The organism is Mycobacterium sp., from assembly GCF_032159775.1.
Classification (GTDB): domain Bacteria; phylum Actinomycetota; class Actinomycetes; order Mycobacteriales; family Mycobacteriaceae; genus Mycobacterium.
Genome location: NZ_JAVHWK010000097.1, coordinates 1 through 11,599, shown reverse-complemented (window position 1 = coordinate 11,599; position 11,599 = coordinate 1). Strand labels below are relative to the sequence as shown.

Here is an 11,599-nt window from a genome sequence, read left to right as displayed (position 1 = left end):
TTCGACGCTACTCGCGAAAAACGAACTCCCCGATGAGCGCGTTGACCAATGGCGGGTTCTCCAGCCCGGCCAGATGTGCGACGCCGTCGAGCACCGCGACGGCGGCACCGGGTATCGCCTCGGCCATTGCGATGGTTTCGGGCAGCGGGAACGTCGCGTCCTCGGCCCCCGCGACGACCAGCACAGGTGTCGTGATGTTCGCGAACAGCGGACGCTGGTCCGGGCGCCCGGGCACCACGCTTTTGACCGCCCACGATGCCGAGCCGATGTCGACGGCAGTAACGGTGTCGCGGACGAATGCGACGACGTCGGGCCGGGTGGCGAAGGTCGTCGGCCCGAGGAACGCCTTGAGCACCGATCGGGTCAGCGGCGGCCGGACACCGCCGGCCAGCTTCGCCATCTGCAGCAGGAATCCGTACTCGATCTTCTGCCGGGTGCCCGCGGGCGATGCGGTGCAGTTCATCAACACGGCGCTGCCGATGCGGTCGGGGTAGGTCGCAGCGAAGGTGCCGCCGATCATTCCGCCCCACGAGTTGCCGACGAAGTGGGTCCGATCCTCGCCGAGCGCGTCGAGGATGTCGACGATGCAGCGGGCGCAGTCGGCGAAATCGAACGTCGCCGTGAGCTTCTCGCTCTGTCCGTGACCCGGCGGGTCGACCATGATGACGCGGTGACGATCGCCGAAGTGGTCAGCCTGGCCGGCCCACATGTCGCCGGTCATCAGCAGGCTGGGCCAGAACATCAGCGCGCCGCCGCTACCGCGAACCTGTACCCCTAGCCGCCCCAGCGCGGTGTCGACCATGTGTCTTTCCACTTCTCGAACCGTAGCCCCCGTCCCGCAGTGCGGGCCACCAGATCCTCGGCCCGATGAGGGTGAAGAGGGCGGGAATGATCACGGTGCGCACGACGAACGTGTCGAGCAGGATGCCGAGGCCGACGATGATGCCGACCTGGGTGAGCACGATCAGGGGCAGCACACCCAGCACGCAGAACACCGCGGCCAGCACGATGCCCGCGCTGGTGATGACCGCGCCGGTGGCGGACACCGCCCGCACGATGCCGTCCCGGGTGCCGTGGCCGGGCGTCTCCTCGCGAGCACGGGTGACAAGGAAGATCGTGTAGTCGACGCCCAGCGCCACCAGGAACAGGAACGCGAACAGCGGAGCGGTGTTGTCGAGTGCCGGAAAGCCGAAGACGTGCACGCTCGCCCAGCCGCCGAGTCCGAGAGCGGCCAGCGCGCTGAGCACCGTGACGGCGACCAGGATCAGCGGCGCAAGCGCCGATCGCAGCAGAACGTATAGCACGATCACCACCACGGCGAGGATGGCGGGGATGATCACGAGCCGGTCGCGATCCGCTGCCGCGCCCGCGTCCCTGGCCTGCGCGTCCGGTCCGCCGACCAGCGCGCCCGGATCCACGTCGTGGAGCGAATCGCGCAGCGCATCAATGGTTGTGAAGGCATCGTCGCTTGCCGGTTCGGCACTCAGCACCACCGACCACTGGCTGAGTCCGTCTTGTGAGGTACCTGCGGGGTTGGCCGAGACGACTCCCGGGGTGGATGTGATCGCCTTCTCGACCTGCGCTGCCTTGCCGGTGCCGGTGATGACGCGGGTGGGGTTGGTCAGGCCGCTGGGAAAGTGGGCCGCGAGTGTGTCGTATCCGCTGACCGACTCGGCCTGCACCCGGAACTGTTCAGTCTGCGAAAGGCCGATCGGCGTGGTCAGGATTCCGAGGCAGAGCAGAGCCAGGCCGACGACGGCGACGGTCGTGACGCGGGCCGGTCTGCGTGCCACCGCGTCTGCGACACGGTGCCAAACGCCGCTCTCGGTAAGGGGTTTCGCGCCGACCTTCGGGACGAATGGCCAGAACAGCCCGCGACCGAACAGGGCCAGCATGGGTGGCAGCACAAGCAGGACGAACACCACGGCCACCACGAGACCCGCGGCGGCCTGTACCCCGAGGCTCCTGGTGCTGGGCGACGAGGCGAGCACCAGAGTCAGCAGCGCCAGCACGACGGTGGCGTTGCTAGCCAGGATGGCGGGTCCCGCCTGGCGGACAGCCACCCGAAGCGCGTCGCGGTGGTTTCCTTTGCGGCCCAACTCTTCTCGGTACCGTGAGATCAGCAGGAGGGCGTAGTTCGTGCCTGCGCCGAATACCAGCACGCTGGTGATGCCGCCTGTCGAGCCGTCCGGCGTCATCCCGACGGCCTGGGCGACCGCACTGCCGACAACGGCGGCGACGCGGTCGGCGAAGCCGATCACGCCGAGCGGGACCAGCCATAGCACCGGTGATCGGTAGGTCACGATCAGCAGGAGCGCTACCACGAGTGCAGTGACGGCGAGCAGCGTGATGTTGGCTCCGGAGAACGAGTCTGCGATGTCGGCGCCGAACGCGGGTCCGCCGGTGACCTCGACTCGCAGGTCGTCGGGCAGTCCATCTCGCGCAGAATCTCGCAGTGCCTTGACGGCATCACGGAGCGCAAAGCCGGACAGCCCAACGTTCAGCGGCACGGTGGCCACCGCCGCCTTGCCGTCCTCGGACACCATGACGGGTTTCTTCTTTATCGCGCCAAGGTCGGCTGGCGTCAACTCCTCGCCGTCAGTGCGGCTGAACACCACGATGACGGGGACCTGTTCACCGCCGGGCAGCTGTGCCCGCACGACGTCGGCCCGGGTGGACTCGGCGCTGGTGGGCACGGGAATCGGAGACTGCTGAGCGGAGTCGTCGTTGCCGATGAGACCCATCAGCGCACCGGAGACGATCAGCACCGCAAGTGCCAGCGCCCATGAGAACCGCCCGTTCATGACACCCAATATTTCAGATACTTAATTATTAATCAAATGAACCTATCGCCGGTATGCTATGTGGGTGCCCAAGACCGACCGTGCCGCAATGGAGTCGATCATCGCGACCGACGTGCGGGCGATGACCGCAGAATCCGACCAGATCGGCAGGCACTTCGCCGGCCAGCATGATGTGGCGGCCAATGACTTTCGGGCTCTGTTACACGTCATGGTCGCCGAGACGGCGGGTTCGCCGCTCACCGCGGGCGAACTCAGAACACGGATGGGTATGTCCGGAGCGGCCATCACGTATCTCGTCGAGCGGATGATCACCTCCGGGCACTTCCGGCGCGAGTCCGACCCGTCCGATCGACGCAAAGTCATTCTGCGGATCGCCGACGACGGAATAGCCGTCGCCCGAGGCTTTTTCGGGCCCCTCGCCGAACACAACCGGCGCGCGATGGCAAGGCTGCCCACCGACGACCTCGCCGCCGCGCACCGGACGTTCACTGCGATCATCGACGCGATGCGGGCATTTCGTTCCGAACTCGACCCGTCGTGATCTCCTCGACGAGCCGCTGTGCGGCCACCGATGCGCCGTCGGTGCGAATCCTGCCTGCCGTCTCAGCCGCGCGGTCGCGGATCTCGGGGCTCATGGCGGTCTGAAGCGCCGCCGCCAGCGACTCGAGCGTCGGGGCGGGTCCGTCATGGGCAACGCCGATGCCGAGAGCAGCCACCCGGCCCGCCCAGTAGGGCTGGTCGGCAATCTGCGGAACGACGACCTGGGGCACGCCCGCCCTCGCTGCGGTGGCCGTCGTGCCCGCGCCGCCGTGGTGCACGACCGCCGCAACCCGCTTGAACAGAGCCTGGTGGTTGACCTCGCCGACGGCGAGACAGTCATCCTCGTCGTCGATCAGCGCCAGGTCGGCCCAGCCGCGTGAGACGACGGCGCGGTGACCCCGTCCGCGAATGGCCCCGATGGCGATCCTGGCGACGTCCTCGGGAGCGCGCACACTGCTGAATCCGACGTATACCGGCGGTGTGCCCGCATCGAGGAACGCCGTCAGGTCGGCAGGAAGCGGCCGGTCATCGGGCAAGGTCCACGCGCCGGTCTGCACCACCTCGTGATCCGGCGAACCCGGCCACGGGCCGAGGATCGGATCGACCGCAAGCCATGGCCGGTCGGTGTGCACGTGATCGCGGACGTTGTCCACCGGCGGCAAGCCGATGGCGGCCCGATGCGCGTTGAGCGGGTCACGGTACAGCGCATTCACCCGCTCGGCATCCAGCTCCCAGAGCACCCGGTTGTCGGTCTCGCCCGGCGGGAACGGCCGGCCAGGCCGCTGCATCGGCACCTGATGCGGGGACGGGATCGTGCCGGGCAGGAACGCAACGCACACGTAGTGGATGCCCAACGTCTCTGCAATCGATCGGACACCCGCGGGCATCAAACCCGTCGCCACCACCGCATCACATCCCTGCGCGGCGGCGGCGACCGTGTCGAACTGCATCGCAACAAGATTGGCCGCCATCCGCGGCGCGTCGGCAGGAGTCAGCGGCCTCTCGCCGTGCAGCATCTCGCGCAACGACTTGCCCATGGGAATCAACGGCACGTCGACCCTGGCGGCAAGATCGGCGAAGTCGGGTGGTGCGCACACCCGAACCTCAACGCCGAGCTGCTTGAGCGCCAGCGCGAATCCCATCAACGGCTCGACATCCCCGCGTGAACCCCACGACGACAACAAAACACGCATTGCCCAACCCCCACATTCCTCGACTTCTGGTTCAGGGCTGGGGGTACCCCCCGCCGCAGGCTAGGGGGACGATTCTGGGTCATCACCGGGGTCTTGCCGCAAGCCCCCCTGTGCGCTATATGTTGAAGAGGGAAGGAAAACTGCTCCGGCCTAAGTGCGGTTGAGCGTCGCTTCCTCGAGATCGAGTCCGTGTAGCACCGACCGCAGCACCTCGTCGTCGATGTGTCCGGTGTCGCGCTCGGCGATGAATGCCTCGCGTTCGGCGGCCAGCATCTCCAGCCGTAGTCGCCGAAATGCCGATGTCGGGCTCTCGCCGATCTCCTCCTCGGTGCGGCCGAGCCGCTCCCACGCTGAGTTGCGTCGGCGAGTGTTCCACGCGCGCAACACATCTGCGGCCCGCTCGTGTACTTCCGCCGTTTTCGGATCGGCCAGCAGTTCGTCGAGCCGGTCGGCCGCCGCAGTCGCTGCCTTCTCCTGCGCGGCCGCCGCGGCGATCGCATCGGTGCGCGCCTCGTTGCCCTGGACGCCGAGCCTGCGGATCAGCAACGGCAGCGTCAGCCCGTGCAGCAGGAGCGTGCCGATGACGACCACGAAAGTCAGGAACACGATGTGCGAACGACCGGGGAACGGAGCCCCCGAGAGCGTCGTCATCGGCACCGCGAACGCAGCTGCCAACGAGACCACGCCACGCATCCCCGCCCACGCCACGACGAACACCTGCGCGACGGTCGGTGCGGCCTCGAGCTCCCTGATGCGCTTCGACAGAATTCTGGGCAGGTAGGCGAACGTGTACACCCACACAATGCGCACCACGATGACGGTCGCGAGGACAGCGACCGACGAGGCGACGATCACCGACGCGGAGATGCCCGCCAGTGCGCCGATCACCGTCGGCAGCTGCAGGCCGATCATCAGGAACGCGAACGATTCGAGCAGCAGCTGAACGGCCTTCCACACCGCCTGGTCCTGCAGCCGGGTCTCGTAGCCGGCATGCGGTGACAGCTGGCCGAGCATGAGCGCGGCGACCACGACCGCGAGCACACCCGATCCGTGCGCCTCCTCTGCGGTGAGGTAGATGACGAACGGAGCGACGAGGCCGAGCGCGCTTTCCACCAGCGGATCCTTCAGCCGGTGCCGGATCAGGGCGATAACGGCACCGAGGGCGATGCCGATCACGACGCCGCCGCCGGCCGCCAATGCGAACGTGCCGAGCCCCTTGCTCCAGGTCGCCGCACTGCCGATGGCCGCGGCGAGCGCGACCTTGTAGGCGGTCAGCGCGGTCGCATCGTTGAGCAGGCTCTCACCACCGAGCAGCGTCATCACCCGGCGCGGCAGGCCGAGTCTGCGGCCGACCGCGGTCGCCGAAACCGCATCGGGTGGCGCCACGATGGCGCCGAGCGTCAGCGCGGCCGCGACCGTGAGCTCCGGCACCGTCTTGAAGGCGACGAAGCCGACCGCGAACGTCGTCGCCAGCGGGAGTCCGACGGCGAGCAGCCCGACGGGCCGGATGTTTCGTTTCAGGTTGAGGTAGCTGCTTTCGAGGCCCGCCGACCAGAGCAACGGAGGAAGTAGCACATAGAGCACGAGCTCCGGGTCGAGCTCGATGTCCTTGAAGCCGGGGATCGCGCTCACCGCCAGCCCCGCCACCACCAGAGCCAGCGGAGCGGACGCGTTGACGCGGCGCGCAAGGGCGGCCAGCAGCACCGACAGCACCAACACCGCAAGCAGCGAGCCTTGCACCTGATCAACCTCCTAGGCCGAACCTCGATGGGCCGATGTCCCTATCCTTGGACAGCATGCTCAAGAGATCGCGCGGACGCGAAGCGAACGCATCGGCTGCACCGACCACATGCACGCATCTCTTGGCTGCAACCTCAGAACCCGAGCCGCTTACTCCCGGACGGTGCCAGTCCTGCGCCGAGCTGGGCGAGAACACCTGGGCGCATTTGCGGATGTGCATGACGTGCGGTCGTGTCGGCTGCTGCGACTCGAGCCCGCATCAGCACGCGAGCGAACACTTCCATGACACCGGGCACCCCGTGATGCGATCCGTGGAACCGGGGGAGGACTGGCGATGGTGCTACATCGACATCCGGCTCGGGTGAAGATCTGGCAGGCTTGACCCCCGATGAGTGAAACCACGCAGGCCCCCGAACCACTGGACACGTCGGACGACGAGTCGACCGACGCCGAGCCGGTCGCGCAGCGCGACAACCGCAGCGCAGTGATGCTGCTGGGCTCGGGCGAGTTGAGCCGTGAGTTGACGCTCGCCTTCCAGCGGCTAGGCCGGGAGGTGGTGGCCGTCGACCGGCACGCGAACGCGCCCGCGCACGGCGTTGCCGACCGGGCCGCCGTGGTGAAGATGAACGACGCAGAGGCGCTCACCGCGATCATCGACCGGGCCAACCCGATGTACGTGGTCGCCGAGTCCGGCGTCATCGCAGTCGACGCGCTGGTGGCCGCCGCAGAACGCGGACTCGAGGTGTATCCCACCCCCCGCGGTGTGCGGATGAGCCAGGATCGCGAGGGCATGCGGAAGCTGGCCGCCGACGAGCTGGGCCTGCCGACCGTGCCGTTCTGGTTCGCCGGGTCGGTCGACGAGCTGACCGCGGTGGCCGAGCACGCCGGCTTCCCGCTGGTGGTCAAACCGATCGCGGGCGTGCCAGGCGAGGGCGAATCGGTGTTGTTGCGCACCGAGGATGTCGAGGCTGCCTGGCAGCGTGCCGTTTCCGCGGGCCGGATACCGCACAGCAGGGTGCTCGCCGAGACCGTCGTCGAGGTCGATCACGAAATCACCCTCATCACGGTCCGGACGACCGGACCGACGGGGCCTGCGCTGCACTTCTGCGAACCGATCGGTCACCGCGCGGCAGACAGCGACCTGCTCGAGGCGTGGCAGCCGCAGCCGCTGTCCGCCCCGGCGTTGGATGCGGCCAAGTCGATTGCCGCGCGCATTGTCAATGCGCTCGGCGGTCGCGGCGTCTTCGGGGTCGAACTGCTGGTCAGCGGCGACGACGTGTACTTCGCCGACGTCCGCACCCGACCGCATGACAGTGGGCTGGTAACCCTACGGTCGCAACGGCTTTCGGAGTTCGAACTGCACGCCCGGGCGATCCTGGGGCTGCACGTGGACACCATCATGATCTCGCCGGGGGCCGCCGAGGTGACGTACGCGGGCGCCGAGTCGGCGCCGGTCGACATCGCGCCGGAGAACGTCAACGCGGTGCTCGGCGACGCCCTGGCGGTGGCCGAAAGCGATGCCCGGCTGTTCAACCGGCCCGACGAGGGAGAACCACGCCGTCGGCTCGGGCTGGCGCTCGCGACTGCGCCGGACGTGACGACTGCCAGGGACAGGGTGCGTCGAGTCACCGGCGTGCTGCGCAAACTCTGGTAGCCGTGCCGTCCGACGAGGCCAACGACCGGCCGACCATGGCCCCGTTTCTGGGGGCGCTGGCAATCATTGTGGTCGTCGTGATCGCAATCTGGTTGTTCAGCGTTTTCGAGACCGACCGCACCCCGGAAGATCAACGGGTCGGCCGGGCCGCGGTCGGTCAGAACGACGCGCTGCAGCGGGAGGACTTCGCCGACTTCAGCGCCTACACCTGTGAAAAGTCGCGGGGTTCTCAGACCGATATGGTTGCGCACCAACGGGATTCAGCGACCAAGCGCGGAGCGCGGTTCGTCGATGACGTCACCGATGTCAAGATCGACGGGGACCGTGCGACGGCCACCGTCACCTATCATTTCGACAAGGCGCCGGACGCGAAAACGCCTGTTCCGATGACCTTCGTACGCGAGGATGGAGCATGGAAGGTCTGTTCGACCGGCCCCAGTTAGGTATGGGACACTCGCGATTGTGAGCTACGCGGGAGACATCACACCTGAAGAGGCCTGGAAAATTCTCAACGATGACTCCCGGGCCGTGCTCGTAGACTGCCGCACCGACGCCGAATGGCGCTTCGTCGGCGTGCCCGACCTGACGGCACTCGATCGCGATGTCGTGTACATCGAATGGAACCGCACCGACGGCAGCCGGAACGACGGCTTCGTCGACGACCTCGTCGCGGCGGGCGTCGAACCCGGCGACCGGCCGGTGGTTTTCCTGTGCCGCTCGGGCAACCGATCGATCGGCGCCGCGGAGGCCGCGACAGAAGCGGGGATCGCGCCGTCCTACAACGTCCTGGACGGATTCGAGGGTGACCTCGACGAGAACAAGCATCGCGGGGCCGCCGGCTGGAAGGCTGTCGGCCTGCCCTGGAGGCAGTCGTGAGCCAGGACAAGCAGGTGCCGTCGGTCCGCATCCCGGCCGAACTACCGGATGGCGTCAGCCAGGCCACCCTCGGAGTTCGCGGCGGTCTGTTGAGGTCCGGCTTTGAAGAGACCTCCGAAGCGATCTACCCGACATCGGGGTACGTGTATGCAAGCGCGGCCGAAGCGGAGAAGGCGTTCACCGGGGAGATCGACCGGTACGTGTACTCGCGATACGGCAACCCGACGATCTCGATGTTCGAGGAGCGCCTGCGGCTCATCGAAGGCGCGCCCGCGGCATTCGCGACGGCGACCGGGATGGCCGCGGTGTTCACATCGCTTGGCGCGTTGCTGGCCAGCGGTGACCGACTTGTCGCGGCGCGCAGCCTGTTCGGCTCGTGCTTCGTGGTGTGCAACGAGATACTGCCCCGGTGGGGCGTGGAGACGGTCTTCGTCGACGGTGAGGACCTGTCACAGTGGGAGGAAGCGCTGTCGACGCCCACGCAGGCGGTGTTCTTCGAGACGCCGTCCAATCCGATGCAGTCACTGGTCGACATCGCGGCGGTGTCGGAGATGGCGCACGGCGCGGGGGCAAAAGTGGTGTTGGACAACGTGTTCGCCACCCCGATTCTGCAGCAGGGTTTCCCACTCGGTGTCGACGTGGTGGTGTATTCGGGCACCAAGCACATCGATGGACAAGGCCGCGTGCTCGGCGGCGCGATCCTGGGCGACAAGACCTACATCGACGAGCCGGTGCAGAAGCTGATGCGGCACACCGGTCCTGCGCTGAGCCCCTTCAACGCGTGGGTTCTGTTGAAAGGCCTTGAGACGCTGGCGGTTCGCGTGCAGTACGGCACCGATTCCGCAATGCGCGTCGCGCAGTTCCTCGAGGACCATCCCGCCGTGAGTTGGGTGCGTTACCCGTTCCTCGAGTCGCATCCGCAGTACGACCTGGCCAAGCGGCAGATGACCGGCGGCGGCACCGTCGTCACCTTCGAGTTCAAGGGCGGCACCAAGGAGCGGGCGTTCGAGGTGCTGGACAAGTTGAAGATCGTCGACATCTCCAACAACCTCGGCGACGCGAAGTCGCTCATCACCCACCCGGCCACCACCACCCATCGGGCGATGGGTCCCGAGGGCCGCGCGGCGATCGGGCTCGGTGACGGGGTGGTGCGGATCTCGGTCGGGCTGGAAGGGACCGAGGATCTGATCAACGATCTGGACCAGGCGCTCGGCTAGTTGTCCAGAAGGTCAGAAGCCAAGCGTGCGCGCCGCGACAAGCGGCGGGCCACCCGGGACGTGAACTGGATTCCCGACGCGGTGCTGGAGGAGATGGTCGACGGCGTTGAGCTGGTCGAAGACCTGGAGACCTTTGACGCGCGAATTACGCAGCGTGGCTGGACATTCGATGAGGACCAGTCCGACGAGGAGTTCGTGATCTGGTTCTATCCGCCGTCGGGAGCCCTCGTCGGCGAGGGCGTCGAGCCGGTGACGACGATCTGGATGCACGTCACGGAAAACGCCGAAATCGTGCACGTGATCCTGGTCGGGACCGCGGACGACCGGCAGATGACGCCCGACGACTTCTTCGAGAAGATAGACGCGATCGAGGCCTACCGGTCCGGCGACTCCACGACGCCCTGAGCGGCCTGCGCGCGCTGTTCGTAGTTTTGCCTCGCCTTCGCATCGAAGTCGAGGAACACCGTGTCGTTTCCCATCCTGTGCGACATCCAGCGGCGAGCCCTCGCGGACAGCGTTGGCGTGATAGCGCTGATGAACCGGCCCCACGGCGGAACCGACACCAGTGTGGTCGGCTTGTCCAGCACCTTGACCACGGCCGCCGCGATGTCCTCGGGCTCGACCGGCTTCTGCAGTGCAGAGGTGTGGGTGCCGGTGATGAGTTCGGTGTTGGTGAACGTCGGCATGACGCAGCTCACCTCGACGCCCTGCGCAGCGAACTCATCGGACAATCCGGAGGACAGGCCTACCACCGCGAACTTGGTTCCCGCGTAGACAACCTGCCCGGGCACGGCCAGCATGCCGGCGAGCGAGGCGATGTTGATGATGTGGCCCCTGCGGCGGGCCGCCATGTCTGGCAGCACGAGCTGGCACCCGATGAGCACACCGTAGAAGTTCACCTCGATGGTCGACCGGATCGTCTGCTCGGATTGTTCGAGGAAGGGTCCGATCGGCATCACGCCCGCGTTGTTGATCAACACGTCGATGTGGCCGCCGCCGTCGGTGCGGGCCTTGTCGAGGAACGTCGCGAACGATTCGCGATCGGTGACGTCGAGCGGGTAGCCCGACACCGGGCCGAGCTTGGTCAGGCTGGCGACCGAAGACTCCTGCAGCGCCACATCGCGGTCGCCGATGACCACCCGCGCACCGCGGGCTAGCAGCGCCTTGGCGGTCGCGAAGCCGATGCCGCGGGCGGCGCCGGTGATGGCGATGGTCTTGCCCCGGATGGTGTCCATGCGACGAAACTTTACAGGTGTCAAGTTTCGATGGGAAGGCGTCGTGCGGAGCGGTTATCCACAGTTGTAGTTTCATCCACAGGCGGCGGTTGAGCTGGTGGTTTCGGTCGATGGTGCTGGGTAGTTTCGAATGCATGTTCGATGGTTCGATGCCCGAGATCGCCGACCTCTCTGCGTTGAGTGACGCGCAGGTAGTCGACGCGGTCGGGGTGTTGACCCGCGCGGAGAACGCGATCTGCGCCCGCAAGCTGGCCGTGATGGCCGAGCTGTTCGGTCGGCGCACCGGATGCGCCGATGCCGCCGACCGCGATACCTGGTGGCTGGATCCCGACGCGGCGGT

The 11,599-nt window shown here is 67.1% G+C and carries 12 protein-coding genes and 1 pseudogene; 8 read left to right on the top strand and 5 right to left on the bottom strand.

The window, feature by feature from the left end; all coding sequences use genetic code 11:
- Window positions 1-7: 7 nt before the first annotated feature.
- Entirely contained in the window at window positions 8-802 is a 795-nt protein-coding gene (locus tag QOJ24_RS10480) for an alpha/beta fold hydrolase (RefSeq protein WP_526260957.1), read from the bottom strand.
- A complete protein-coding gene (locus tag QOJ24_RS10475) occupies window positions 756-2,804 on the bottom strand; it encodes an MMPL family transporter (protein ID WP_526260921.1) in 2,049 nt (682 codons plus the stop codon). Before QOJ24_RS10475 ends, QOJ24_RS10480 begins: the two co-directional genes overlap by 47 nt.
- 58 nt (window positions 2,805-2,862) lie before the next feature.
- Between QOJ24_RS10475 and QOJ24_RS10470 the strand changes: the two genes are divergently transcribed.
- Complete coding sequence (locus QOJ24_RS10470) at window positions 2,863-3,345, top strand: MarR family winged helix-turn-helix transcriptional regulator (protein ID WP_526260920.1); 483 nt, start codon at window positions 2,863-2,865, stop codon at window positions 3,343-3,345.
- Here the strand turns inward: QOJ24_RS10470 and QOJ24_RS10465 are convergent.
- Together QOJ24_RS10465 and QOJ24_RS10460 are read right to left on the bottom strand one after the other, a co-directional pair.
- A complete protein-coding gene (locus tag QOJ24_RS10465; RefSeq protein ID WP_526260919.1) occupies window positions 3,299-4,537 on the bottom strand; it encodes a glycosyltransferase in 1,239 nt (412 codons plus the stop codon). The two genes, QOJ24_RS10470 and QOJ24_RS10465, sit on opposite strands and share 47 nt — an antisense overlap.
- 150 nt (window positions 4,538-4,687) lie before the next feature.
- Window positions 4,688-6,277: a Na+/H+ antiporter gene (locus tag QOJ24_RS10460; protein WP_526260918.1), complete on the bottom strand. Its 1,590-nt coding sequence runs from the start codon at window positions 6,275-6,277 to the stop codon at window positions 4,688-4,690.
- A 56-nt stretch (window positions 6,278-6,333) separates the two neighbouring features.
- Here QOJ24_RS10460 and QOJ24_RS10455 point away from each other — a divergent pair, with 56 nt between their 5' ends.
- Genes QOJ24_RS10455 through QOJ24_RS10430 form a run of 6 tightly spaced genes read left to right on the top strand, consistent with a single transcriptional unit; the run spans window position 6,334 to window position 10,429 of the window.
- Window positions 6,334-6,642, top strand: a complete 309-nt coding sequence (locus tag QOJ24_RS10455) for a UBP-type zinc finger domain-containing protein (RefSeq protein WP_526260917.1) — start codon at window positions 6,334-6,336, stop codon at window positions 6,640-6,642.
- A 23-nt stretch (window positions 6,643-6,665) separates the two neighbouring features.
- Entirely contained in the window at window positions 6,666-7,931 is a 1,266-nt protein-coding gene (gene purT / locus QOJ24_RS10450; protein WP_526260916.1) for a formate-dependent phosphoribosylglycinamide formyltransferase, read from the top strand.
- A 35-nt stretch (window positions 7,932-7,966) separates the two neighbouring features.
- Window positions 7,967-8,374, top strand: coding sequence for an Rv0361 family membrane protein (locus QOJ24_RS10445; protein ID WP_526260956.1), 408 nt, complete (start codon window positions 7,967-7,969; stop codon window positions 8,372-8,374).
- 19 nt (window positions 8,375-8,393) lie between these two features.
- Window positions 8,394-8,807, top strand: a complete 414-nt coding sequence (locus QOJ24_RS10440) for a rhodanese-like domain-containing protein (RefSeq protein WP_526260915.1) — start codon at window positions 8,394-8,396, stop codon at window positions 8,805-8,807.
- A gap of 14 nt (window positions 8,808-8,821) precedes the next feature.
- Window positions 8,822-10,024: an O-succinylhomoserine sulfhydrylase gene (locus tag QOJ24_RS10435; protein WP_526260955.1), complete on the top strand. Its 1,203-nt coding sequence runs from the start codon at window positions 8,822-8,824 to the stop codon at window positions 10,022-10,024.
- Entirely contained in the window at window positions 10,025-10,429 is a 405-nt protein-coding gene (locus QOJ24_RS10430) for a hypothetical protein (protein WP_526260914.1), read from the top strand.
- Here the strand turns inward: QOJ24_RS10430 and QOJ24_RS10425 are convergent.
- On the bottom strand, window positions 10,399-11,259 hold the full coding sequence (locus QOJ24_RS10425; RefSeq protein ID WP_526260913.1) for an SDR family NAD(P)-dependent oxidoreductase: 861 nt from the start codon (window positions 11,257-11,259) through the stop codon (window positions 10,399-10,401). The two genes, QOJ24_RS10430 and QOJ24_RS10425, sit on opposite strands and share 31 nt — an antisense overlap.
- Before the next feature lie 134 nt (window positions 11,260-11,393).
- Between QOJ24_RS10425 and QOJ24_RS10420 the strand changes: the two are divergent.
- Window positions 11,394-11,599, top strand: a pseudogene (locus QOJ24_RS10420) (HNH endonuclease signature motif containing protein); the annotation flags it as partial.